This window comes from Nitrosomonas sp., from assembly GCF_019752415.1.
Taxonomy (GTDB): Bacteria; Pseudomonadota; Gammaproteobacteria; order Burkholderiales; family Nitrosomonadaceae; genus Nitrosomonas.
This window is the reverse complement of the sequence record NZ_JAIEME010000027.1, coordinates 1-26,222: the sequence shown is the minus strand read 5'-3', so window position 1 is coordinate 26,222 and position 26,222 is coordinate 1. Positions and strand designations below refer to the sequence as shown.

21 protein-coding genes and 3 pseudogenes are annotated in these 26,222 nt (G+C 44.1%); 14 read left to right on the top strand and 10 right to left on the bottom strand.

From position 1 onward, the window contains the following. Together K2P83_RS05490 and K2P83_RS05485 are read left to right on the top strand one after the other, a co-directional pair. Positions 1-479 (top strand): sulfotransferase (locus K2P83_RS05490; RefSeq protein WP_292927084.1); only part of this gene is annotated, 479 nt, incomplete at its 5' end. 120 nt (positions 480-599) lie between these two features. Continuing rightward, a pseudogene (locus K2P83_RS05485) lies at positions 600-927 on the top strand (IS5/IS1182 family transposase); the annotation flags it as partial. 230 nt (positions 928-1,157) lie between these two features. Here K2P83_RS05485 and K2P83_RS05480 read toward each other — a convergent pair. Further along, positions 1,158-2,169 (bottom strand): annotated as a pseudogene (locus tag K2P83_RS05480) (transposase); the annotation flags it as partial. A gap of 113 nt (positions 2,170-2,282) precedes the next feature. Here K2P83_RS05480 and K2P83_RS05475 point away from each other — a divergent pair. Both K2P83_RS05475 and K2P83_RS05470 read left to right on the top strand, forming a co-directional pair. After that, the gene (locus K2P83_RS05475) at positions 2,283-3,275 is read left to right on the top strand and encodes a sulfotransferase (RefSeq protein WP_292927082.1); all 993 of its coding nucleotides are present in this window, start codon (positions 2,283-2,285) and stop codon (positions 3,273-3,275) included. Positions 3,276-3,644: 369 nt separating this feature from the next. Beyond that, positions 3,645-5,543: a GGDEF domain-containing protein gene (locus K2P83_RS05470; protein ID WP_292927080.1), complete on the top strand. Its 1,899-nt coding sequence runs from the start codon at positions 3,645-3,647 to the stop codon at positions 5,541-5,543. Positions 5,544-5,773: 230 nt separating this feature from the next. On the opposite strand, the gene K2P83_RS05465 is transcribed toward K2P83_RS05470, so the two are convergent. Next, a complete protein-coding gene (locus K2P83_RS05465) occupies positions 5,774-6,337 on the bottom strand; it encodes a cupredoxin domain-containing protein (RefSeq protein WP_292927078.1) in 564 nt (187 codons plus the stop codon). A gap of 292 nt (positions 6,338-6,629) precedes the next feature. Between K2P83_RS05465 and K2P83_RS05460 the strand changes: the two genes are divergently transcribed. Next, positions 6,630-8,048, top strand: coding sequence for a C13 family peptidase (locus tag K2P83_RS05460; RefSeq protein ID WP_292927076.1), 1,419 nt, complete (start codon positions 6,630-6,632; stop codon positions 8,046-8,048). Positions 8,049-8,430: 382 nt separating this feature from the next. Beyond that, on the top strand, positions 8,431-9,438 hold the full coding sequence (locus K2P83_RS05455; protein ID WP_292927074.1) for a ribonuclease T: 1,008 nt from the start codon (positions 8,431-8,433) through the stop codon (positions 9,436-9,438). Positions 9,439-9,504: 66 nt separating this feature from the next. On the opposite strand, the gene K2P83_RS05450 is transcribed toward K2P83_RS05455, so the two are convergent. Next, the gene (locus tag K2P83_RS05450; RefSeq protein WP_292927072.1) at positions 9,505-10,770 is read right to left on the bottom strand and encodes a M57 family metalloprotease; all 1,266 of its coding nucleotides are present in this window, start codon (positions 10,768-10,770) and stop codon (positions 9,505-9,507) included. Positions 10,771-11,224: 454 nt separating this feature from the next. On the opposite strand from K2P83_RS05450, the gene K2P83_RS05445 reads away from it, so the two are divergent. Both K2P83_RS05445 and K2P83_RS05440 read left to right on the top strand, forming a co-directional pair. Then, entirely contained in the window at positions 11,225-11,917 is a 693-nt protein-coding gene (locus tag K2P83_RS05445; RefSeq protein WP_292927070.1) for a porin family protein, read from the top strand. A 558-nt stretch (positions 11,918-12,475) separates the two neighbouring features. Beyond that, positions 12,476-12,892 carry a cytochrome P460 family protein gene (locus tag K2P83_RS05440; RefSeq protein WP_292927068.1) on the top strand — a complete coding sequence of 139 codons (417 nt, stop codon included), beginning with the start codon at positions 12,476-12,478 and terminating at the stop codon, positions 12,890-12,892. 194 nt (positions 12,893-13,086) lie between these two features. Here the strand turns inward: K2P83_RS05440 and gloB are convergent, their stop codons facing one another. Beyond that, on the bottom strand, positions 13,087-13,860 hold the full coding sequence (gene gloB / locus K2P83_RS05435; protein ID WP_292927066.1) for a hydroxyacylglutathione hydrolase: 774 nt from the start codon (positions 13,858-13,860) through the stop codon (positions 13,087-13,089). Positions 13,861-13,948: 88 nt separating this feature from the next. Here gloB and K2P83_RS05430 point away from each other — a divergent pair, with 88 nt between their 5' ends. The 3 genes from K2P83_RS05430 to dnaQ are packed head-to-tail and all read left to right on the top strand — an operon-like array spanning position 13,949 to position 15,949. Beyond that, positions 13,949-14,725, top strand: coding sequence for a methyltransferase domain-containing protein (locus K2P83_RS05430; protein WP_292927064.1), 777 nt, complete (start codon positions 13,949-13,951; stop codon positions 14,723-14,725). Position 14,726: 1 nt separating this feature from the next. Continuing rightward, positions 14,727-15,197, top strand: coding sequence for a ribonuclease HI (gene rnhA, locus K2P83_RS05425; RefSeq protein ID WP_292927062.1), 471 nt, complete (start codon positions 14,727-14,729; stop codon positions 15,195-15,197). A gap of 14 nt (positions 15,198-15,211) precedes the next feature. Then, positions 15,212-15,949 carry a DNA polymerase III subunit epsilon gene (gene dnaQ / locus K2P83_RS05420; RefSeq protein ID WP_292927060.1) on the top strand — a complete coding sequence of 246 codons (738 nt, stop codon included), beginning with the start codon at positions 15,212-15,214 and terminating at the stop codon, positions 15,947-15,949. A 363-nt stretch (positions 15,950-16,312) separates the two neighbouring features. Here the strand turns inward: dnaQ and K2P83_RS05415 are convergent. From K2P83_RS05415 to tadA, 5 genes and pseudogenes are all read right to left on the bottom strand, one after another. Then, positions 16,313-16,465: pseudogene (locus K2P83_RS05415) on the bottom strand (IS3 family transposase); the annotation flags it as partial. A 154-nt stretch (positions 16,466-16,619) separates the two neighbouring features. Next, complete coding sequence (locus tag K2P83_RS05410; protein WP_292927058.1) at positions 16,620-19,499, bottom strand: EAL domain-containing protein; 2,880 nt, start codon at positions 19,497-19,499, stop codon at positions 16,620-16,622. After that, positions 19,496-21,157, bottom strand: a complete 1,662-nt coding sequence (locus K2P83_RS05405; RefSeq protein ID WP_292927056.1) for a FecR domain-containing protein — start codon at positions 21,155-21,157, stop codon at positions 19,496-19,498. The genes K2P83_RS05410 and K2P83_RS05405 overlap by 4 nt, the downstream gene beginning before the upstream one ends. Before the next feature lie 78 nt (positions 21,158-21,235). Then, positions 21,236-21,715 carry a L,D-transpeptidase gene (locus tag K2P83_RS05400; RefSeq protein ID WP_292927054.1) on the bottom strand — a complete coding sequence of 160 codons (480 nt, stop codon included), beginning with the start codon at positions 21,713-21,715 and terminating at the stop codon, positions 21,236-21,238. Then, a complete protein-coding gene (gene tadA, locus K2P83_RS05395) occupies positions 21,705-22,196 on the bottom strand; it encodes a tRNA adenosine(34) deaminase TadA (RefSeq protein ID WP_292927052.1) in 492 nt (163 codons plus the stop codon). Before tadA ends, K2P83_RS05400 begins: the two co-directional genes overlap by 11 nt. Positions 22,197-22,353: 157 nt before the next feature. On the opposite strand from tadA, the gene prmB reads away from it, so the two are divergent. Then, entirely contained in the window at positions 22,354-23,253 is a 900-nt protein-coding gene (gene prmB, locus K2P83_RS05390; RefSeq protein ID WP_292927050.1) for a 50S ribosomal protein L3 N(5)-glutamine methyltransferase, read from the top strand. A gap of 137 nt (positions 23,254-23,390) precedes the next feature. Then, a complete protein-coding gene (locus tag K2P83_RS05385) occupies positions 23,391-24,755 on the top strand; it encodes an NAD-dependent succinate-semialdehyde dehydrogenase (protein WP_292927048.1) in 1,365 nt (454 codons plus the stop codon). On the opposite strand, the gene K2P83_RS05380 is transcribed toward K2P83_RS05385, so the two are convergent. After that, complete coding sequence (locus K2P83_RS05380) at positions 24,748-25,395, bottom strand: PIN domain-containing protein (RefSeq protein WP_292927046.1); 648 nt, start codon at positions 25,393-25,395, stop codon at positions 24,748-24,750. The genes K2P83_RS05385 and K2P83_RS05380 overlap by 8 nt on opposite strands. Positions 25,396-25,776: 381 nt before the next feature. On the opposite strand from K2P83_RS05380, the gene K2P83_RS05375 reads away from it, so the two are divergent. Next, positions 25,777-26,088: an SUMF1/EgtB/PvdO family nonheme iron enzyme gene (locus tag K2P83_RS05375; RefSeq protein WP_292927044.1), complete on the top strand. Its 312-nt coding sequence runs from the start codon at positions 25,777-25,779 to the stop codon at positions 26,086-26,088. The last annotated feature ends 134 nt before the right edge of the window (positions 26,089-26,222 follow it).

The following is a 26,222-nucleotide window of genomic DNA, read 5'->3' as shown; positions in this document are numbered from 1 at the left end:
TACCAATTCTCAAACAAATATTTCCAGATGCAAAGTATATCCATCTAGTCAGGGATGGTCGTGCGGTTGCTTATTCTTTACTGCGTGTCGCTTGGTGGAACGATCACATTTTATACTGGGCGGGCAAGACGCCACAGCAGATGGTTGCAGCGGGTTTTAATCCCTTGGAACTTGCAGCGAGAAATTGGGTTGAGGAAATGCAGTCACTGGAACAAGAAGTTGCTCTAATTCCGAGCAACCAGTTATTGGAGGTGCGCTATGAACAGTTGTTGCAAGACCCCTGTGATCAATTGCAGCGCATTCTAGATTTTATGGAAGTGAAAGCAAAATCGGATGAAACGTTCTGGGAGATCATAGCGTCTTTACAAATTGCGCCAAAACAAGATGCATGGATCCGAAACTGGTCGGAATCTGAATTAAAATCTGTGCTTTCTTTGCAGCGCGAGACTTTGCTTCGCTGGAATTTCGTTGCACCTTAGGAATGATTGTGGACAATTTATACTATTAGCTAGGTCTGTTGATGTTTTGAGATAAGTTTTTCATAGGTAGAAACAAATTCATATTATTGGGGTTCCCATACCACAAAAAACGAGTTTGCGTTGCTCCGATTGATGCTCAGTAATAAGTTCTGGTCGATGCTAGAGAAGATTCTGCTTCAAGAAGCGATTCATACAAACGCAATCTGCGCATGACAATATAAGGAATGCTTTACGAATGTGGGTTGGTTGTCCGCGGCGAGGCTGGCCTAATGCATTTGGAAGCTGGTGATGGCAGCTACGTTAAAGCGTACCAGCATAGTGGAGGTGCGGCGAGCAAGGAACCACAGGCGCTCGGGAAAAGCTGTGCAGGAATACCACAAAGATTCACCTGGTGGTTGATAGTTATGGTTTGTTAGTCGAGTTTGAAATCCCCAGTGGGGAGGTCAATGGCCGTTCTGTAGCAGATATAGATTGGGGTTTGTGTAGATCCGGAATTTGATGGAAATGCTTTTGCTTGGCTCAAGCAGTATCGGCACGATACGACAAATTTGAAAGAAATTTAGGGGAGTATGGTACTCATGACATATGGATATCTGTAGCTATCTATGTGAAATGTCAACAGATCCTAGAAATTTTTTTAGCGGTGCCGTATTGTTATGGAATGTAGGCGGTGCCTTATAAGGCTTGTTGCAACTGGTTTTCCTCAAAAATAGAGACCGATAAAATCTGTAGCAAAGTGTAGGCGAGGCATCAATTTGAAGCTCCTTTTTGACAATGGCGACCAGCATGTAAGTGGCGACGGCGTATCAGACTTGCGTTTTGACCGCGGTCTCGCCCTTGCCGATGAAACGTTTGATACGCAATTGCTTGATCCACTTGAAGAACCACTCGACTTGCCAGCGGCTTTTGTACAGTGCGACGATCGTCAGTTCAAGCAAAACGGTATTGTTGGTCAGGAACACCTACGTTTTTCCGGCTTACGGGTCTTTGAAGCGGATGCGTCTCAATTGCTTGGGATAGTCCTGAAAGATGTAGATACCGTCGAACACGATGTGATGATCGCAGGTGATGACGGCACTCCGAACAACTTTCATCGAGTACACTCTATGTGCGCTTATTCTTCGTTTGGTGCGAGTTACGAAGAACGCACCCGGTTGATGCAGCATGACAGATGACTGAAATCCAGATAGCCCCGATCCATCACATAGAGAGCCATTGCCTCAAAGGGCAAGGGATGCAGTCTGGCTGCCGCTCTGTTGATGTGAAGCGGTTTCCATGTGAACAGCAGCAGACAAAAATCTATTGTTGTTGCATCAAGTGCATTGATCGTATTGGTCGGATCGACATCGAAGCTGTCTTTGTAATACAGTTTGTATGTACGCCAGATCAGCAATGTCGCCAAGTTTTCCCAGATGTGCCGGTTGTGCGCTTCGTTAGCGTCGACCAATGTCGACCGTTTGACTGGACAGAGAAAAGCCATGCTGTGCAGCTTCATCTGGTTGGTTAGCAAGCAGGCTTCGATATCCAGCAGACTCTCGTGGCAGACCAACTGTGCAAAAGCCATGGTGCGGAATTGCTTGATACAACTCAGATTGCTCAAGTGAGAATCGCCACTACGATGTACCACAATTTTCGCGAAGCTCGTCCATGATACTGGCAGTTGTGCGAACAGTATTTTTACAAAGTTCATAGATCACTTCTGGAGATTACTCGAACCTGAATTTGCAACATATGATTTCAAATCAGCACTACTGGTATATTGACTTAATCCATTCTCAAATAATTAAACGTAGGAAAACCAAAATGACAAATCTGGGATTCGATCAGGAAAGAAAGAATGCACAAGATAATTTTCGTGTGTTGTATATCTGCTCAGCTGCTCGTTGCGGCTCTACATTGACAGATATGTTCATGGGTGGGCATTCCCAGGCTGCTTCCTTGGGAGAAATAAACTATATCGGTAAAGCTATTAGTATAAATGAAGAATGTAGTTGCGGCGATAAGTTATATGCTTGTGCTCAGTGGCGGAAAATTTTCAATGTTATTCGCTCTTCGCGAGGAATAGACATGACTGAAGATCCTTATGCCTTCAGATTGTGGGATGCTGTTGCGCATAATAAGATCGATCATCAGCAACAGACGCGTGCCCACCTTGCGGCGGTTACCTTACGCAAAATCTGGATGGAGGGTAGGAATCACTTGCCATCCAATCTGCGTAAATGCTTGCCCATACCACCTACTCTGTCTAATGCGCTGTATAACAAAATGGATTTATACCGTGCTATTTCCCATTGCTGGGGCAAGTCTGTTATTGTGGATTCATCCAAGGATTTTCGTGAAGCGGTCGAACTTTACCAGCGCTGGCCAGATGTTATAAAGGTGCTACTGGTAACACGTGATGGAAGAGGGGTTTATCTTTCACGCCGCTCCAGCGGACGCAGCCAATCTGAGAGTGTAAGTGGCTGGTTAAAATACTATCGTCGTGCACTGCCTTTGCTAGAAAAATATATTGATCCATGCAATCTGCTAAAAATACGATATGAAGATCTTGCATCTGATCCGGAGAAAATTGGTCGTACTCTTTGTGACTTTGTCGACATTTCCTTTGAGCCATTGATGCTTGACTTGGCACAATCTACCAGGCATCTTGTTGGCGGTAACAATACAAGATATTTTCCTAAAAAAGGAATACGCCTTGACGAACGTTGGCAAACTGATCTTCATGGAGCGGAACTCGATTTCTTTGAACGTGTCGGCCGTGATATGAACCATCGCTTGGGTTATATCGCTCGGTAGTGCTGGCACGAACAAAATTCATCCGATTAAGAAACAGCAGGTTATCAGAAATTATGGTGATAAAGACTTGATCAATCTGTTATCTTATTAGGAACCAATTGATTTATTTAATCATATCGGTTTAAGTTGCAGTTCAGGTAATGGGTTTTGTTGCAACAATTCAGCAGCCAACTGGTTCTCCCAATCATAGTCTTAAGCAAAGCGCAGTACCGATGCCATCAATTTGAAAGCGAGCTTGGGATCAAACTGTTGTTGTACTCTCGCCCACAGCTGGTGAAACGAAATAAAAGAGATTTATGAGAAAAAACTCAAGAATGACGGCACATCTCCGCTAATATAATTCTACTGGTATTTCAGTTCGTTATTTGTATGAATGAGAATAAAAATTCTAATCCTTCTTTTATTGCACGTGAAACGTTAAAGCAACTTGCTTTGCTGAAAGTTTCCCCTACGCCTGATAATTACCATAAGCTGTACGATCAAATTGCGGGTAATCCACCTAACCAAATATCAGCTATTACTGCAAAGATGCTAATTGATTTGGCTAAGGAACTGCCCCGTCATACGCCGCAATTGCTTAATTTTGCCAATAATCTGGAACAGGCCGCGAATGAGAAGAATTGGGCAAAATTTAAATCGATAATGATTAAGCTTGTGGCTAATGAGACGGTCACTATTAGTAAACAGACATTACTGGTTAATGCTAAATCAGAATCGGCTATTCCTTGGGGAGGGACCATTGAGGAATTATTTGGGCTGTTAGCAGTTAAAAACCTGATATTGATTTCCGACAAAAAATGGACAGATCTTCATCAGGTGCTTATCAAGTTTTCAACAGACTCAGATCAATTACACAATGAACTAAGAAGACTAATTGATGCATGGGGTGCATTAACATCAGATTCTCAGGAAATCATTGAGAACGGTGAAGAACCTTCATCCATAAAATTACAAAATAAATCCGATTCACAAAATTCTCATCCAGAGTGTATTGTTTCAGAACAAAAGCATTTGACCAGTAACTTTACCGGTCAAATGCTGGATCTGATAGCACAAATGCTCGAACATATCGCGGTTGCCCTACTTGATGATGCTACGCTAGCCAATGAAGCGAAGGAATTGGCGCAACAAGTGCGGAAAATTCAGGATATACAGGAAATGGAGCAATTTATTGCTCATTTTCAAAAGTTCTGTGGCAAATTCGAATCCCACGGCGAGAGTGGGATCAAGTTGCAACAGGGTTTACTCAAATTGCTGAATTTATTAATGGACAGTACCGGTGAATTGTTATCTGAGGATCAGTGGATTAAGGAGCAAATCTCTAGGTTAAAAGTGACTATGTCTAAGCCACTGAATTTGCAAATCATGGTACAAGCGGAACAGTATCTAAAGGAAATCATTCACAAGCAAGAAATCATAAAGCAAAGCTTAGGCAAAGCTAGGGTTACTGTGAAGCAGATGGTGAATTCCCTCATTCATAATATTGAAGAGCTCACTGATGCGACGGGAACATATCAAGTTAAGCTTGAATATTTTTCAGAAAAAGTTAATCAAACTAATGATCTGGAAGAACTGAATCAATTGCTCGTGGAAATTATGCAAGAAACTCAACAAGTACAGAGCAGTGTTTTAGAATATCGGGATGATATAATAGTTACTCGCGCAGAAGTAAACAAAGCACAAGATCAAATCAGTCAGCTTGAAATTCAGTTATTGGAAATGGGGGAGAAAGTACAAGAAGATCACCTCACGGGCATATTTAATCGCCGTGGATTGGATAACGCATTTGAACGTGAAATATCGCGTGCAGAGCGCAATCACGAGCCATTTTGTTTTGCGTTGTTAGATATTGACAATTTCAAGCAACTGAATGACACGCATGGTCATAAAGTAGGCGATGATGCACTGGTTTTTCTAGTCGGTGCTATCAAAGAAACAACACGACCAGAAGATATTGTGTCGCGCTATGGTGGCGAAGAGTTTGCAATACTACTGCCAAATACGGTGCTTGAAGAAGCACTCTTAATTTCATCAAGGATACTCCGCAATTTAACCAGAAAATTCTTTTTGTATGAAAACAAACGCTTGCTAATTACTTTTAGCGCTGGTGTCGCGCAGTATCAGCCAAAGGAATCGCAAGAAAGTATTTTTAAGCGCGCCGATCAAGCAATGTATAAGGCAAAGAAGACCGGCAAGAATCAAATTCTCGCAGCAGAGGAACGGCTTACCGTCACAGTGCATTCCGAACAAGAAACGCTGCAACATTAAATTGAAGCTTTCTCCCTAATGGATTATGGATTCGAGTGATGAACGGTGGTGCGTTGCTGGTGCCGGTTGCTATATCCGGCACCTGAACGTGATGGTGCTTCGTGATCTTCGTGACTCAATACGGACTTACTCTATTTACGCCGATCATTTCAATATCCTACGAAGAGGATCAATAAGTTGCCTTTCGTCTTGAATCCTGTCGAGAGATTTAATCAGAGCTTCATTAGATTCTAGTTGCAACCCGCAATGCCAAGCCAATCGGAGAGGGGGCCCGCATCGTGTATGATGCCATCAGTTCCAAACATGTAATAGACATGATTATTCGCAGAGGATACCGCAAGGTAAGAATCTGTTTCAGCATAATAACGATAGGTATAGGGCGGGAAAGTCAATAAGCTTAAATTCCCCGTCGGCGCAAAGAATGCAGCGTAGTTAGATTCAACCCATTTAAACAAACAGGATGTTGGGTCGGTCTCGCCTGAGTTTGAAACACTGATGGTAGCCTTCATTGACGGATGGAATCGGCAATGATAAGTATATGTGCCAGCCTTATTAAACATAAAACTAAATGATCCACCAGGATTTAGGTCGCTGCTCCATAAGTTAGCATCTTGGGTTGTACTATGTGCTGCACCATCTTGATTGTTCCAAGTAACTGAATCTCCTTCGTTGAGTGAAATAGTTTTAGGATTAAATGCAAAGTCTTGTATATTGACGGTTACTGTTGCCGCAATTGCTGGTAACGGATAGGCAATAAAAAGACTAATTAACCATAGAAGTGTTAAGCGGAACATAAAACCTCCAATAGATCAGATAAATCATATAATTTAACACTACAGTACTCATAGGCGCTAGTCTATAAAATTATCCAATGGCTGGTAAGGCGATAATCATGACTTTACCGTCATAAATGACTCGTTGAGCAATAATTATTTCGTCTCCCGCATCCGCGAGGAGAGTTGATTAAGTATCAGTAAGAGCCCTACCAAAAAGAATTACTGCGAGAGTTAAAACATTCGCTTCAATCATTCAAATTTATGCCGTTCATGCAATGCTGTATCAGCCAATCTTAATCTGGAGATAAATATGGATTTGTACGCAAGCATACCCAAAGAATCAAAGCGATCCTGGCTAGTTACAGAGCTCCGGATCTTTATTCTGAATCTTTATTGCGGAATTAGATTGCTTGGTTTTCGCCGCAATGTGCTTGAACAGTTGACAGTCTCTCACGATCAGTTCATTTTGCTTCTGGGTTTCTATGGGCTTACCGCATTTGTTGCTTCTTATGTTTTGACACCCAATCCCGTTTTTGACTTGTTTGGCCTGGGATATCTCAGTGTTGAATTGTTAATTACGCTTCTGTTGGGGTTTGTTCTGACAAAATTGACCGATAAACAGAGTGACTTACTAAAATTACTGATCATAACCTACTGCATTCTGCCTTTCCGTTATCTGGTCTCTTTCGCTGTCCTACCTGATTTACCCGAAACATTATTTGCGACTGGCTACGTTATTTTTATACTATGGGGTTTAGGCATCTGTTCTTATATCGCGCTGCAATTGCTCGATCAACAAAAGCTTAAAGCGGTTTTATTTGTGTTACTTTGGTTCAGCGCATCTTATCCATTGGCAAATTTATCATTCAGTTTCTGGTACGAGGATTATGATTATACTCACGAGATGGCGGCGTTTTCTGACACTACGTTATACGATGTCAATCAGGAGCAAGTTTATTATAACCAGCCTGTGCTCCTGAGTAGTGCCTTAGATCCCATTCAACCTGGTGTCGAAGGCGTGACCGATCTTTTTTTTATAGGATTTGGTTCTGATGCTACTCAGGATGTGTTTATGCGGGAGATTGGGCATGTGCAGCGCGTAATGAGTGAACAACTTGGTGCGTCAGGGCGGTCTGTTGCATTAATTAATAACCTGAAAATGATCAATACTACGCCGCTGGCATCATCAACAAATCTGAGAATCGCATTGAAACATTTAGGCAGTAAAATGAATCGCGATGAGGATGTTGTTTTTCTGTATCTAACCAGCCATGGATCGATGGATCATGAGCTGTCAGTAAAAATGTGGCCGCTTGAACTAAATGCCGTCCGTCCTGAAGATATTAAAACTTATCTGGACAATGCCGGCATACGCTGGCGCATTATTCTGATTTCAGCGTGTTACTCAGGGGGATTTATTAAAGCACTCCAGAATGAATCTAGCTTGATTTTCACCGCTGCAGCATCGGATAAAGCTTCTTTTGGCTGCTCCCATGAAAATGAATACACTTATTTTGGTGAGGCGCTTTTTAAGAATATTGAAGATAAGCCCTATCAGTTCATTGAGAGCTTTAATCGGGCCATCACTAGAATCACTCAACGTGAGCTATCTGAGAATCTGATACCCTCAGAGCCTCAATTATTTGTTGGAAGCCAGATGAGGGAAAAGCTGCAGCTACTGGAACAAGACATAGTTCACTACACTCCCGAGCGGTTCGGTACTTTTTAAGTAAATCTAAAGAGTCGATGATCAGCCCGGGTTTTTCTGGTTCCGCGTTATGGTTTGATCTTAAGAAAGAGAAGATTTCAGTGTGTCAAATGTCATAGTTAATCTATAGGTAGGCCTGATTAATGATAAATTGTAGTGCAAGATCAATCAAGGATGTGTTCCTCAGATAATCTGAGAGAGATTACACTCATCGTGTTATTGCATTTTATTCTTGCGGGCATCTCTAAAAATCCAGATCTCGTCACAACTTTTGGTTACTCGAGAGAATGTTTCTTTACATCGCATACATATGCTGCGTAACCATTTTTTGCTAGTGTGTAGTGTTGTTTAGGACTTTGAATTTATAGAGGTGTCCTTGCCTAATTTCAGAGGAGAAAAGGAAATGATATTTCTAAGAAAGCGCACTGTTTTTCATGTTTTTCTGGTTATATTGGCAATTGGTTATGCCCATTCGGTATCGGCCAAAGCCATAGGTGTTTTCTCCGCACAGCAAACGTGTCCCGCCTATGTTTCAAAGAATAAGTTAACCAATCCGGATAATACGCAGATTCTGGCTAATAAAAAATACGATATCATCGAGGCGAATAAACCAGATCATGCTAGCTGGTACCGGGTTATTCTGCCTACTGCTAAACCCAAGGAACGCTGGATTAGCGCTGACTGTGGTGATGCTCAGCTGAGCAGTGGGCAGGGAATGGGAGACAATGGAAACAGCAGTAATTGTAGTATTGCTGGCGAGGCGGATAGCCATGTTCTCGCACTATCGTGGCAACCCGCTTTCTGTGAAATTAAACCACAAAAACCTGAATGTAAAATCACCGACCCTCAGGTATATCAGGCCAAACATTTTACCTTGCACGGTTTGTGGCCTAACAAAAAAAGTTGTGGCACACACTATGCCTTTTGCGACGATGTCAAAGCCCAGAAACAAAATTTCTGTGAGTATCCGGAAATTAAATTAAATCCAACTTCGCAAGCTGCATTAGCGGAAGTCATGCCCAGTGTGACCGCAGGCTCTTGTCTTGAGCGCCATGAATGGCATAAACACGGTACATGTCAAGCCGCTAATTCGAAGGAAGAATTCTTTGATTTGTCAGTGGATTTGGCCCGTCAGTTTAATGATTCCGGCATGGCTTATTTCATGAATCGCAGGATAGGCCAGCAAGTGCGTACCGAAGATTTTCTCAACCGGATCGCTGCGGTACTGGGATCCTCCGCGCGGGAGCGGATTAAGCTTAGCTGCGATCAGGGGATGTTGGTGGAAATTCAATTGAGTTTGATTGCTGATCTCACCCCGGGCGCTGATCTTGAGAGACTGATTATCAATGCACCGGCACAGAGCAACTCCAATTGTGGAGAGACTTTCCGTGTCGATCCGATTGGGCAATAGAGAAGGAATCTAAACGGGTAGTCTGGATTAACCATTTGTACTGGCTCAGAACTGAGTCAGTACAAACTACAAAGCCTGGAAAATCACATCGGCCACTGATAATGCGGTGGATTGCTGTAATATGCCGACAAATGTAATGCCTGCTACATCGCCTACAAAATGTACCACCACATCTTCGCCTTGGGTATTGATACCGGTAATATAGGGCAATAGTTGCGTAAAATTCTGAATGCCTAGCTGATTATCGAATCCGATTTTATCCACACCTGGAATGAAATCTTGGAAAAAGTAATTACCCACATTGGATATACCAAAAATATCCGAACCTTCGCCACCAGTCATCGTATCTGTGCCCAGTTGTCCGACTAAGGTGTCATCGCCATTGTTACCGATTAGCGTGTTGCTGGAACTGTTTCCTATTAATTTATCGTTGCCAGTACCGCCAATCGCATGTTCAATTAACGTATTCAATCCGAGCGACAAGTTATTTTCTGCGGCTTGTCCATCTGGCGTGAGACCAACGGAGCTGAGTTTGCCAGGTGCGGCAACATTGAGATTAAGGATTACTGGCGTATTTATCCTAGAGGCATCAAGTGTATCGTTACCCCCATCATCATAGATTGTTTGAACAATTTGGCCGCTTTCTTCTGTCAACGCGTATGAATTGTCGCCTGTATTAAGCAGTTTTGCATTGTATAAATAGGATAAAGCAGCGTAATCGTAAGGTGCCAGATTGATCCGTTCAAGCCCCTGATTTTGTGGTGTGTAAGACATGATGCTATATAACTCAGAGTCTTCTACATCCGTGAGATAGGGGCCTTCGTTGGTATCTCCCCCTGAAATTGCTGCATTGTAATTGCCCGGATGCTTAAGTCCGAGGGTATGCCCAATTTCATGAATTAGTGTCGAATAAGCATTGGTGCCATGAGCGACATGGGTTGTCTGCGAGGCTTGAGGCGAATTGTTGATGTACAGATCTCCTGCATTATCACCGACTGATTTATCAGGGTAGTAAGCATAGCCGACCGTTGTGGTTTGCGCATTATTACCAAACCGGAGTTGACCGTAGGATGCTGCAGAATCGTTTATTTCTGCGAAACTAATGTTGAACTGAGAGGAAAGCGTAGTTAAGATCTCTCGAACCGCAACCTTCTGTTCATTGGTCATGACGCTAAATTGATTGCCATCCTGGACTGGGTCAGCATAAATCGGTAGTGCTGACATGAAACTGTATGTCAGTACTACCGGTTTGGCGGATTCTGTGGCATCCCAGCGAATGTCACTGCCAGCGAGCACAGCATCAATGCGGTAATCGTTCGTAATACTCGGCATACTATTCCCCCTGCTTAATTTACAAATTGGCGGTCAGATTCTTTTAATGCTCATTTTAGAATAATGGGTCGCCAGTAAGTTGCACAAACATTGCAGCTTTATTGTTCTTATTCTAAAGTTTGTTAAATCAAAATTGCTTATTCTTTGGTTATTGCTTTTAGGATTCTATGTTCATATCTTTTTATTTTCTATATTGAATTAAAGGATATGGATTTTGTGAAATACCCCATAAAGATCAGTCTTTTCTTCCTCAGTGTTCCCTAGAGACTGCCGAACTTATAACTTCGCATATGTGTAGGAATATGTTTACAACTCGAGGAGCGTCTGATGAAAAATTTTGTTAGTACGATGATTGCTGGAAGTGCACTTTTATGTGTGAATGGGATGATGTCGCCATACGTTAGCGCAGGATACAGCTGGGGAGCGTGTTAAAGAATTGGAGAGTCGATTGCAAGTGATTCAGAATGAACTGGAGAAATTAAAATCCCAGTCTTCCAAGGTTACACAAAAAGTTGACAGTATTGAGCAGAAAGTAACAGAAGCCGACAAGAAAGACAGCATTGAAGGTCATATGCTGTTCTTCCGTGGTGGTTTTGCACATAGTGCACAACATCGCAACGGTACGTCCATTATAAGCAGCGTTGTTCCTGCCGGCGCTCAAGATCAGGCTGATAAGAATGCATGGTATTTTGGCGCGGGTTTTGATTGGAATCTGACTAGAGATGTATGGGGTCTTGTACCAAAAACCAATATTTTTGCTGAATTGATGATCGAGTACAAGGAATTCGGTTCTCACGTGAAGGGCAATGCCCTCGCCAATGGACCCACGCAACTGGTTGGTGGCGTATTGGATCCTAGGGATGTAACTGTCAGTCAATTAACCATATCCGCAGCGCCGAAAGTCAAATTTATGGAAGGTTCCAGGCTTAGACCTTGGATTATACCCGTCGGCTTCGGTGTTCATGTCATCAGCCCTCCTTCTGAATCGATAACCTTTTTCAACCCAGGAATCATGTTTGGCACTGGCGTTGATTATAAAATATGGAAAGATTTTTATATAGGTGTTGATGCTCGCTATCATGTGACCGGCGGCAAAAAGGACGGTGTTAATGTTGATGGCCTGCAGCTGGTGGTTATGTTGGTATAGGTTTCTAGGCTTCTGGATACTGTTTTGTCCGTTCACTGATTAATTGTTGCTGTGAAGAGGTTGCTTTTTCAACTATCAATTCGTCCGCTTGGCACGATAGCCGATAAGGATTGCATTCAGAACGAGAACAGAAGCTCAACAGTAAATGCATATTATTGTATGACTTGCATTGCCAGAAAATTGATATTCAAGGTAACCCTTTATCATGAAGGCAATTTACTGCCTAGAAAAACGGCTAATTTAATTGCAACATTTGCTGCTATCACAAAGAGATGATTACCTCTTGACGAAGGTAATATGTCTGACTACTATAAAGAAGAAGACAGTGCATGCTATTGCTGTTTTCTGTGTGTTTCTTTAACCATTTTAAGGGCTTATTATGTTACAGTTTAAAAAGACGTTATTAGGTGGTATTGCATCAATATTGATATCCATTGCACTGGCAAGCCCAGTAATTGCTTCCGATGCACATCATGCACACGGCAAAGACCATATTTTGGCCATTTCACTAAAGACAATTTGTTGCTTACTCCGAAAGATTACCGCGAGTGGATTTTTGTGGGCGCACCGGTTACACCAAAAGATATGAATGATGGAAAACCTGCATTTCCTGAGTTTCATAATGTGTACATCGATCCAACAAGTTGGAATCATTGGAAAAAAACAGGTGAATTCCGTGATGGGACTGTTATCGTTAAAGAATTAACTAGCGTGGGTTCAAAAGAAGCAGCCAGTGGAAATGGGTATTTCCCAGGTGAATTTAACGGGATTGCTGCGATGGTGAAAGATTCCAAACGTTTTTCTGATAAACCTGGAAATTGGGCATTTTTTGGTTTTGAATCTTATGATGCCAAGCAAGGCATACTCCAAGCTGATGATGCATGCGCAGCTTGTCACAAAGCAAATGCTGCACAAGATATGGTTTTTACTCAGTACTACCCAGTGTTACGTGCTGCTCAACCAAGTAAAAAATAGATGGTTAATGGCTTAATTTGCCAGTAGTAAGCTTTCTGAAATCGGGCAATTTGGTGTATTAATTATCCATCTGAGTACGCCAAATTGCTTCTTGCACTCGCAAAGAGTCTTTGTAGCAGTTGATTCAGAAAACTTTCTTTGCTATCTCCTGCCGCATATCAATGAATTTTCTTAAAGTCGATTTGGAACCTCTTTCAGAAGTGATTCTTCCACGCACGTAATGCGGAGAAAACCGCTACGGGGTCTGGAAGTAATTTCCCAGAATAATTTTGGGCGCTATTAATGACCTCCTGTTGCTCACAACGTATAAAAGGATTAATTTTCCGTTCTAGGGTGAGCGTTGTAGGAATGGTTGGGACATTCCGATTACGTAATTCTCGCGCCGCAATTTCAAACTCGATGAGTTGTGAATTCTTTGGATCGACAACTTTTGCAAACTGAATATTTCCTAAAGTGTATTCATGGCTACAGAAAATTAATGTATCGCCAGGTAGTTGCGAGAGTTTCTGTAACGATTGATACATTTGTTGTGTAGTGCCTTCAAATACTCGTCCACAACCACAAGCAAAAAGTGTATCGCCGCAAAATACCATGTTGAATGGATTTGACCCATAATAGGCGATATGCCCGCGAGTGTGTCCGGGAGTGTCTATTATCATAAGATTGAGTGACATTTCTTCTAGATTGACTTGATCCCCCTCACGTAAGGGATGTGATACTGTTGCAATTGATTCATTGTGAGGTCCGTATACGGGAACATCGAATGATTGAAGTAACTCAGTATTACCCCCGGTATGATCGTGATGATGATGGGTAATTAGGATTGCACTTAATTGCAATTTTTTAGAAAGAAGATACTCAATAACAGGAGATGCGACACCGGGATCGATAACGGCAGCATGAGTGTGATTGTGAATTACCCAGATATAATTATCGCTAAAAGCGTAAATCGGATGAACGTTTAGCATGTGATTTCCATGTATTATATTCTATATAGTTGATGTGCCTAAGCGATTTAGAAAGTAGGCTATAAATTCAGGTGAGAATAATTAGATAATGAAATCTGAACAAAATGTTCAAGAATGGTTTGATTCATCTCTTGGTCAATATTTGATTGAGCACGAGCAACGTTATTTTGACCAAGTAGTTGTAAATATTTTTGGCTATAATGCTGTGCAGATAGGTTGGCCCCAATTTAATTTTTTACGTCTGAACAGAATGCCTTTGCATTTCTCTGTGGGACTTGAGAGTCAGGTTTCCTTGCGTGCTGCTGCTGATTATCTTCCGATTCAAAGTAACAGCATGGATCTTGTGATTCTGCCACATATTCTTGAGTTTAATACCAATCCTCATCAAATTCTGCGTGAAGTGCACCGAATATTAATTCCTGAGGGCCATATTGTTATATCAGGTTTTAATCCCTTAAGCTTATGGGGAGCCTGCCATTATTTAAAATCAACACGTCATGAGTTTCCCTGGAATGGGAATTTTATAGGGTTATCACGACTTAAAGATTGGTTGAAATTACTCGATTTCGAGATGGCAGGAGGTCGGTTAAGCTGTTATGCACCTCCATTCACACAAGAAAGATGGCGCCGGAGATTTGGCTTTATGGAAGCAGCGGGAGATCGCTGGTGGCCAATTTCAGGGGGGGTGTATTTCTTGCATGCGATTAAGCATATGCACGGTATGCGGATTATCAAACCTGGCTGGAAAAATTGTCTTGATGCCAAGAAAAGAATGGTCCCGGCTACCCAAAAAATTAAAGAAATCTCTAACGATCAGCGGCCACCAAACAATCTGAATCAGATCGATGATTTAAATCAGCGATAAGATGATGATGGCAGATGCAAAAGTTGTTGAGATTTATACGGATGGCGCGTGCAAAGGAAATCCTGGCGTTGGAGGCTGGGGAGCTTTGTTGCGATATGCAGGCCATGAGCGTGAAATTTTCGGTGGAGAGAAATTAACTACCAATAATCGTATGGAATTGCTTGCTGCAATACGTGCTTTAGAATCTTTAAAGCGTCCTTGTAAAGTACATTTACATACAGATTCGCAATATGTCCAGAAAGGTATTAGTCAATGGCTAGACTCGTGGAAATCACGTAATTGGCGAACATCCAATAGAAAACCTGTTAAAAATGAAGATCTTTGGAGATTGCTTGATTCCTTAGCGCAGCAACATGAGATTGAATGGTGTTGGGTGCGCGGTCACTCGGGCCATGTTGACAATGATCGAGCCGATCAACTGGCTAACCGTGGGGTTGAAATGATTGCTTCCGAAGAATTACTCACTAGTTAATTAGGGATTTTACTATGCGTCAAATTGTGTTGGATACCGAAACAACGGAGTTGGAACATAAACTTGGACATCGTATTGTAGAAATAGCGGCAGTTGAGCTATGTAACAGGCAATTTACTGGTAATCATTTTCACTATTACCTTAATCCCGAACGGGAAAGTGATGAAGGAGCTTTGAAAATACATGGTTTAACAACTGAATTTCTAAAAGATAAACCGAGATTCCATGAAATTTCCAATGAATTATTAAATTTCATTTGTGATGCCGAACTCATTATCCATAATGCACCATTCGACGTTGGATTTCTTAATCATGAATTAGGCTTAATCAATCTAAAAACGTTGAGCAATTATTGTTTTTCGATAACAGATACATTGAAATTAGCGAAAGAGTTTCATCCTGGTAAACGGAATAACCTGGATGCACTGTGTGAACGCTACGGTATAGACAATTCAAAGCGCACGTTACATGGTGCATTACTGGATGCAGAATTATTAGCTGAAGTTTACCTGACTATGACGCGCGGGCAAGAAAGTTTACTTATCGAGTTGGAATATGTTGAACCGATTCAGCTAGCTTTGAGTAAATTGGATAACGCCAGTATAAGAATCATTGAAGCAACGGCTGAAGAATACGTACAACACCTGATGGTTTTAGAAAATATTTCTCGTGAGAGCGATGATAATTGTTTGTGGAGTAGATCTGAAACTGAGAATCCTACTGATACTAAGTCAAAGTGTGGAGGAAATTAAATTGATAGCTAGAACGAGTTTCAATATCTTCTGTATATTTTCACAAGGGATCCGCTAACAGTCCGCAGAAGAAAGGAACTTTCAGTCTGAATCCTCACTTTTAGTGGTTGACCATATTTTTGTTATTTTTCAGAGCTGTGCTTTATCTGGAATGTTTATTTCTGTTGTAATCTCAGTAAGAATTTGCTGTAAAACCCCATTTCTTTACCTTATCCGCACCAGATTGTAAATGGCTGCAAGAAACCGGAACTACTTTCGCAAGCCAGATTACCTTGCATTGGACATTAGTTTTGAGGGGTGTAACAAAGAATACACCTCTCTCTGTCAGTTGGTTATGGGAGAGTGGGCTTGTTAATAGGCTATCGAGAGCGCTATCTGCAGTATCAGTTGTATTGCTTGTGCCAGTGGCAGTTCATGAGTTCGGTCTATCAGTGCTTTGTGTTCAGCAATTCCACTTTGGAGCGCGCGTCATCTCAAAAAGTCATTTTTCAGCGTGAGCTGCCCAATCTTGGCGTGGAATATCTTGAAATCCGGCTCAGCAGCCTTTGCTTCAGGATTGCTATCGAAAACATCGGCAGGAGATTTCTGTAATTTCTGACTCTACCGCGAGATTTGATTGGGATGTAATCACATAGTATTCTGCCAACGCCTTATCACCCTTGATCACAGTTTAATTTACGCTTACTGAGCTACATAATCGTTCGATTGACATCGGGCTCGATAAATCCGTTTCACTCATCAACTGTAACAATGATTCATAAGGCACAGGGCGGCTGAAATAATATCCTTGCTGCAAATGACAATGATGATTTAGCAATATCCTGACTTGCTGCTCAGATTCGACACCTTCCGCGATGATAGCCAGATTCAAATTCATACCCAAACCAATAATTGCCTGAGTAATAGTCAGATCATTGAGGTTTTGATCCAATGCGCGGATAAAGGATTTGTCAATCTTTAAGATATCGATCGGTAATTCACGGAGTAATGTAAGTGAGGAATAACCAGTCCCAAAATCATCCAGTGCGATTAGAGCACCGAGTGCTTTTATTTGTATCAAAATACCAGATGCCCGCCCAATGTCGCTCACGACAGCGCTTTCGGTAATTTCAAGGATAAGTGAAGTGGCTGGTAGTTTTGTTTCGCTTAATACTTGCGAAAGTGTTTGCATAAAATTTCCATATAAAAGCTGACGAGGGTTAACGTTAACCGATACATTGACCGGTTTGCCAGCTTGTAAAAGCTTCTCAGCGGCGGTACATGCTGATCGCAATACTTCTTCTCCCAGTTGTTCCATCAATCCAACACTTTCTGCTAAGGGTAGAAAATCACCCGGTGACAGGTATCCGCGCGTGGGATGCGGCCAGCGCACCAGAGCTTCCATGCGCACGATCTGCCGTTGATGGACATCGACGATAGGTTGGTATAAAACCTGCAAATGACCTTCGTTCAAAGCGGTGCGCAATTCTTTCTCAAATTCAAGCCGGTCGCGCGTCCAAGCGACAGAGGATTCTGCCGAATAAAATCCGAAACTATTACCACCCTCATTTTTTACCCGATGCATTACTGTACTTGCACGTTCTAATACAGCCTCAGAGTTTTCCCCATCTTCCGGAAAAAAACCGATTCCTATACTAACGGTTACAAAAACTTCCTGATTGTGTAAGCGAAACTTCTGTCTGATCGACTCAAGGATTTTTTGTGCCATTTGCGGAGTGGTATCGTCTTTGTGCAAATGATCAAATAGCAAAACAAATTCATCACCGCCCCAGCGCGCAACAATACTACTCTGATGTGCTGTATTAGTGAGTCGCTTTGAGACCATTTTCAACAACTCATCGCCCGCGCGGTGACCTAATGCATCATTTATTTTTTTAAAATTATCTAATGTGACAAAAAAAGCGGTAATAGTTTTACCGTGTTTCTGTACTGTTGATATCAATTCTTCAAAGCGTGTCAGCAGCAATGCCCTGTTGGGAAGTTTGGTTAAAGTGTCGTAACTTGCCTGATAGGCAACTTGTTTAGTCAATTCAACGGTATCGGTGATATCTGCAATTGCGATAACAAACCCCATTAACACTTCTTGTTCATCACGCAATGTATGCCGGGTAATGCGCACGGCGCGCTTCTCACCACCGGCAGTCTTCAAATAGCATTGGATTGTATTGACGTTGAATGCAAGCACAGGCAAATCTGAACCTTCTGATTCATGATAGGTGCCATCCCGGATCTTGCTGAGATCGAGTATTGTGGGGAGTAGGGTGCCTTGCACCTGGTTGAGAGTCACACCGAAAATCCTTTCCGCTCCTCTGTTCATATAAATAACATGATCGCGGGCATCGGTTGTAATGACGCCGTCTCCTACCGATTCAAGAGCTGCGTTGGAACCCGCCTTAGCAACAAATAACGACTGCATGAATTCGTTGATGCGCCGCCAATTTAGTAATGGATAAATAGCTATCGTTCCAAGTAGGGCGGCGCTCGGGGGAAGCCAGATATGCGCCAGACGTAGGGCTACCCAAACAAAAAATAAACCGCAGCCCAACAAAATTAGCAGAAAAGGTATCGTGATGTTGCGCTGCAGAATGCTTACAGCGAGTAGTGCAGTCAGTACCCAAATTATCGAAATCAAGCCGATTGAATGATCGGCTACAGGGTGGATGGCGCGATCATGCAATAACATATTGAGGACGTTGGCATGCCATTCAACACCGCTCATCGGCTGCCGGTTGAGCGGAGAAACGGGTGTAGCGAAGCGCATTCCCATGCCGGTTGCCGTCATTCCGACAATAATAATTTTATTTTTCAAGCTGGAAAGCACTTGATCGTCAAACAAAACCTGCGTATATGACAATTGCTGAAAACTACCCGGTTGTCCGGCGTAGGGAATTAGTGATTCGTGCGATCGCACCCAACGGCCGCGGGTATTTACAGGCGTTTCGCTTAGATCATCGGTCCAATCCGCCATGTATTTGTTTGATTGTGTTGCCAATGCAAGTCCGAATGCAGGCCACCGGGGTTCTTCAACTCCGGCTTTTAGAAAAACCCGCCGGGCTATGCCATCACTATCTAGTTCGATATCAACATGACCGAGCCGCGCATTTTCACGGAAGAAGGAGAGTGGTTCAACAAGATTGATGCGCTCAACGTTACCATCCGCGACGGGTGCCACCGGTAAGATAACAGCGCCGTGTGCGGCAATGGCAGCAGCTAGCAACTCATCGGCAAATGGATCATTTTGCGGTTCTGAAAACAGAATATCAAGCCCAATGACATTACTGCCAGTCTTATGCAGCCGATTGATTAGTTCCGCATGTAAACTTCTTGACCAAGGCCAGCGTCCCAATGTTTGCAGACTTTCTTCATCAATTGCTACGATAACGATGTTGTTGTCGGGCAGGGATTGCTGAATGGTGGAAATTTTGTCATAAAAAACAGCATCAATGCGCTCCAGAACTGAGAAAAACGACAGCAATCCCGTCCCGGCCAGCAGCAGGATCGTGCGTAAAATGAAAGTGGCGTGAGGGAAATATGTATGCCATCCGGTCATAGAAGAAGGTCAATTAATGGCATAAAAGGTAATAAATTCCAGTAAGGATTAGCATAAGGGATATCAATTGCTTGCGGCGGCCCCCATGGTCCTTCGAAACCATCCGATTCGATTGTTTTGGTGCGCAGGAAATATTTTCCACCATCGGGGCGATTAACGGTAAGTTGCGTTGCGGCCGTATTCTCGTCGTGTAAAATTTTTTTGAATTCCTTGTCTTGTGCCAGTTGAAAATGAAAGCGCTGCCCATCACCGCCAGCCCGCCACGCAAACGTCATTTGCGATTTGTCGAATTTTGTTTCTTCCATCGCTGGCCCGGGGAATGGCATCCGGAACGGCATGGCATCTGTAAACGGTCCGGCCCCTTCGGTTGCGGAAACCGATGCAATGCGCCAGAAATAATGTCCTGGCGATAAGGGATCGATCAAACGGAACTTATTGTCCGTTACTTTGGTGTCATGCACGATCGTCTTTGAGAATGCGGGATCCTGGCTGACTATAACAATATAATGTGCCGCTTCCGATTGAGCTGCCCATTGGAATTCTCGCGCAATCGGATCAATCACGCCGTCGGGTAAGGGCATAATGACAAAAGGCGGTTCAGGCCGTGCGTTCAACGTAAATGACATAATGGCATCACGCCCCTCAATACCCGTAGCATCAATGCCGCGAACCCGCAGCCAATAATCGCCATCCGGAATATCACCGTCGCGGAAAGGCAATTTGGCTGTAGTAAATTCAGTCCACATTTGGTTAAAACTCTGATCTTTGGCGATTTGCGCGCGGTAGGTACTGGCGCCTGCTAAAGCGGGTAATGTGATTATTAACGGCAAGCGTTCATAAATAGCGGATGTTTGTGTCAAATCGGGCGGTGGTAATAATTTTACCGGTGGAGAAGGCGGCGCGCTGAGCGCGGTCACTGTTCCAAATCCAGCGGAAACGTTAATCACTTTCTGGCCGCCACTGACTTGTACCAGCCCAGTCAGCACTTCACTGCTGGTATCTGTGCCGTTGATTAAAGTACCCACGCGGAAATCAGTGCCGCGAACCGAACTGACCGCAGAAGGGGTTTTAATTCTAAAACGGGTGCCGATTTCTGATTTAGGCGGCACAGAACTTTCAGTTCGGCCTTGTTGCAGTTCAATAAAGGTATCCACTAATCCATAATCGCCAAACACTTTCATCTCGTTGATGCGGATATGGCTGTTATCCTGAAGGCGCATGCGTGACTTGTCCGAAAATTCAATGGTAACGAAAGTGTCATTTTCACTTTTGATTTCATCTCCGGCATAAAGCGGCATGCCTAACTCTACTGGTATTTTTTCTTCCGTACTCACACGCGTTAACATTGCAGTGCCATGGATATTTACCACGCGCGCGTAAACACCTTCGGTATGTTGTTTTGACCACGCGACAGGAATTCTGATTTTTGTGCCAGGCGGGATGGTATAAGTATTTGGAACCCGGTTGAGCTGTTGCAGTCTGTTTACATATTGCATGCTAGTGAGATGCCGCTCACTAACGTTCCAGAGATTGTCGCCAGGACGTATCGTATAAATCCATTCCTCGGCCGTGGCTTGAGCGGATAAAGTCAGTAAACTGGCGAGAAACAATATCCAACAGGTGAGTCTAAACCTCTTACTGACTAATTTCGGCTTCATTTTATCCTCCAGTTATCAGCGAATTGACTTGAATTTATCTGGATAGCGCAAACCCGTCGACTGTAATCCTCTACAGTACTATGCAACAATTTCAACTGGAACGCCAACACTGATCCGGTCAAATAATTCCAATAAATCACTGTTACGCATCCGGATGCACCCAATTGAACCGGGTTTGCCCATTTCCACGCTATCCGGTGTCCCATGGATGTAAATATAACGTCGCATGGTGTCGACCGTACCCAGGCGATTAAAACCCGGCTCACAGCCGGAGAGCCATAAAATGCGAGTCAGAATCCAATCTCTTTTGGGGAATTGCGCTGCGAGCTCCGGTGAATAGAATTCGCCTGTAGGCCGCCGCTTGATAAAAACCGTATTGATCGGCTGACCGGCACCGATCTTGGCGCGAATGATATGTTTTCCTAATGGCGTGCAGAAACTGCCATTTTCCTGGGCAGTACCATTTTTTGCAGAGGAAATCTGATATTGCCGGATGAGTTGTCCGCGTTCATCCAGCAGTTCAAGTTGTTGGGTTGCAATAGTGATATTAATTTTCATGATTGCTCCGCACGGCTGTTTTGCGTCTTTGTGCGAAAAATTGTTTCAATAATGCACTGGCTTCGGGTGCCAGGATGCCTGCCGCAACTTGCAGATGATGATTCAGCCGCGTCTCTGCTGGTAGATCAATCACACTGCCGCATGCGCCGGTTTTCGGATCCGCAGCCGCGTAAACCAGGCGTTGGATGCGGGCATGAAAAATCGCACCAACACACATCACACAGGGCTCCAATGTGACATAAAGCGTGCAGTCCTGCAAACGATAATTGATCAGATTGCTGCCCGCATCGCGCATCGCCATGATTTCGGCGTGTGCGGTAGGATCGTCGGAAGTAATGGGTTGATTATGGCCACGCCCCACGATCACTCCATTTTGCACTACCACAGCGCCAACCGGCACCTCGCCAATAGCTTGCGCCTGTTGAGCGAGTTCCAAAGCAACCTGCATGAAATGACTATCGGTATCGGTTTTCAACGTCATTTTGGTTTCAAATAGTGTTTGGCAATTCAGCGCGATGCTTTCTCGTCATGGTTTTTATGCTACATTGCTACCCATTGTAAATTCCGAATCTTCATGGCGAGCTGTTTCCCGGCTTATTCTGTATTAACACGCTTGATTCCTAAAACTTTTATTACACATGATCGCTCAAGCTCAATCGCAACTTCATACTATCCGTGATCTTTTACGTTTTGCGATCAGCCAGTTTAATAAAGCCGGTCTGCATTTTGGCCATGGCTCCGCCAATGCGTATGACGAAGCGGCTTATCTTATTCTGAAAACCCTCTATTTGCCACTGGATCAACTGGAGCCCTTCCTGGATGCTCGCGTGACGGATACTGAATGCAGTCAAGTGTTGGAAATGATCGATCGCCGTGTCACAGATAGAATTCCCGTCGCCTATCTGACACATGAGGCCTGGTTGGGAGATTTTAATTTTTATGTCGACGAACGCGTAATTATACCGCGATCTTTCATTGCCGAATTGCTGCAAACGCAACTTTCGCCTTGGATCACCGAACCCGATACTATTATTTCCGCACTGGATTTGTGTACCGGATCAGGTTGTCTCGCGATTCTGATGGCGCACGCTTTTGAGAATGCACAGATCGATGCTGTCGATATTTCCACTCAGGCGTTGGCAGTGGCGCATAAGAATGTACAGGATTACGGACTGGAACAAAGAATTGATCTGATCGAATCCGATCTGTTTTCAGCGTTACACGGAAAGCGCTACGACCTGATTATCAGCAATCCACCGTATGTGAATGCCGAATCTATGATGGAATTACCCCAGGAGTACCGGCATGAGCCAGAAAATGCACTGGCAAGCGGATTGGATGGGCTGGATGCAACGCGCCAAATTTTGCAACACGCTGCTCGGTACTTAACCGATGACGGCATATTAGTGGTCGAAATCGGCCATAACCGTGCGGAACTGGAACAGGCCTATCCAAGAGTGCCGTTTACTTGGCTGGAAACCAGTGCCGGAGACGAATTTGTGTTTCTGTTGCAGCGGGAGCAGTTTCCGGATGATTGAACGAAGCTTCAATCGAAGGGCCGTAGGATGTGCTGAGCAAAGTGAAGCGCATCGCGCTCTCGAAATATGCGCCTCCTTATTGCGTCGGCACATCCTACACACTTCCTGTATAAATTATTAACTTAAGGATTTTCTCTATGCCAATGTTATCGATCAACCCGGCCACAGGCCAAACCATTCAATCTTTTCCAACTTGGCAAAGCGGTGAAATCGACGCAGTATTGAGTCAGGTGGTGTCCGCGCAGACCGATTGGGCGGCGCTCAGTTTTGCACAGCGAGCGACCTGCATGCGGAATCTTGCGAAAATATTCCGGCAGCGCAGCGAGGAGTATGCCAATCTGATCACGGAAGAGATGGGAAAATTACTCAAAGAGGCCAGGGCGGAGATAGAAAAATGCGCGATGGGTTGTCAGTACTATGCCGATCATGCGCAATCGTATTTAAACGATGAAGTGATCACTTCCGACGCCAGCCGCAGCATGGTTATTTATCAACCTTTGGGCACCGTATTGTGCATCATGCCGTGGAATTTTCCTTTCTGGCAATTAATCCGTGCGGCAGCACCGGCGATGATGGCGGGCAATGCGGTGGTATTAAAGCATGCATCGAATGTTCCCCGTTGCGCGCTTGCACTGGAAGAGGCATTCCGGCAAGCCGGATTTCCCGCTTATACATTCCGCACCCTGATGATCAGCGCCGAACAAGCGGAAGCAGTGGTCGCCGATAAGCGTATTGCGGCGGTCACCTTGACCGGCAGCAGTGCGGCGGGACGAAAAGTCGCGGCCGCCGCCGGTCAACATCTAAAAAAATGCGTACTCGAACTCGGCGGATCGGACCCCTTTATCGTACTCGACGATGCCGACATCGCATTCACCGCACAGCAAGCGCTCGTGGCGCGTTTTCAGAATATGGGGCAGAGCTGTATTGCCGCCAAACGTTTCATTCTTGTGGATACTATCGCCGATTCATTTGTCGAGCAATTTACAACGCTGGTTAATCAATTACAGAGCGGCGACCCGAAAAACGATGCCACCAGCATTGCGCCGATGGCGCGCGCCGATTTGCGCACTGCGCTGCACGACCAGGTCGAAAGGAGTCTGGCAGCGGGCGCAAAGCTCGTGACCGGCGGTACTTTTATCGGCACACAAGGCGCGTATTACGCACCGGCAATTTTAGATCATGTGCAACCGGGCATGCCAGCGTTTGATGAAGAATTGTTCGGCCCGGTGGCTGCGATAGTGCGGGTAAGAAATGCCGAAGAGGCAATCAAATTGGCCAATCAGACGGATTTCGGTTTGGGCGGCAGTGTGTGGACATCGAACGCGGCGCGGGGTGAAGCGCTGGCGCGGCAAATTCACGCGGGTTGTGTCTTTGTCAATGGTATCGTCAAAAGCGATCCACGCTTGCCGTTCGGCGGCATTAAAGATTCCGGGTATGGACGGGAGCTGTCGTATCACGGTATCCGTGAATTCATGAATATCAAAACGGTATGGATTAAGTAGTAGCAGGCAGATCATATGATACTGTAGTACCATTGACTTTAATATAGCCACGCGACATTAAACCCATATATATAGCTTCAATATCAACAGCTAAAGTATTTTTTCCGAATTTGGCATAAATGGTACTCATCAATGTTTTTGGAGTGCGCGGTTTCGATGTGTTGCGTTTAAGGAGATCTTCCACAGTAATTTCAATTAATTCATCGATCGATGTTCTGGTGGAAGAACTTTTCTGATTAATCACAATTGCCTTGCCTTTTGTTGCCGGTGGAGTAAGACAAGGCATTTCTTCTATTGAAATTGATCGTACGACAAAAATCTTATTCGCCTTCATATGCTTGATTAGAGGATCAAAGCCAGTATCTTTAGAAACAATGTGAAAAAAACCTGAAGGATCGTTTGCCGCCAGAATGCCAAGATAGTAAGCAATATGGAAATCAAGCGCATTGACTCCAGGCGTTTCAAGTATGACATAATCTGCTCGTTCTCCCAGTTCATGCATCGTCAGAACAAGTTCAACCGGAAGTTTCGTATTGTTTGGACCTAAGAAGATATGCACTCGAAATTGCTCACCTTTCAGCAAAGCAAGCGACTTCGTTTGTACATTCTCGTAATCAATCAAAATATAATTTTTTTTCAAGGCAATCACTCAGTAAAAATCACTAACCAAAACTATGCGGCAAGTGAATCTAATTAGCGGCATCTCTGGTTTTATACTTTACTCCGGCGGAATGCTTACAAGCAGCACTGCGAAATATTAAGCCCATGCACCGGTGTTTCTGTAATCCATGTCATCATGGTGCCCTGGGAAGCTGATACTAACTTTATATGCGCGGAGACGGTTTATGCGACATCGGTTGGCTGCAACACTGGGCTTTATTGTTTTTGTATTGCTATCTGCGTCAGTCTTCGCAGCCGATCAAGTTGCGGCGCCTGCTGCAATCGAGAACACGCTGGGTATGAAGTTCGTGTTGGTGCTTGCCGGTGAGTTCGTGATGGGGGCGATGAGTCGCCGGATGTGTTGTCAAAAGCCTACCCGCAGTACGAGCGCCACCGAGCTGAGGAGCTGGGTGACGAAGCGCCAGTGCATCGCGTGCGCATCACACAACCTCTCTACCTTGGCCAGTTTGAAGTCAGTGTCGGCCAGTTCCGCAAATTTTTAGAAGCTTCAGGCTATATTCCAGAGCCAGTGGCAGATGGGACGGGAGCTTACGGATACAACACGGATTATGATGCGGTAAAGTCCGTTAGCGGCGATGCCTATGAGGGGCGTGATCTGAAATACTCCTGGCGTATCTGGGTTTTACCCAGGGAGACGATCACCCTGTTTTGAACGTAACTTGGAACGATACGGTGGCGATGGCGAAATGGCTTATCGAAATAGAGGGTGTTAAGGAAACGCTGAATAATTCATCGCGCAGTAGAGATCAAGCCGAATGACTATGTGATATTGCGATAATTTGCGCA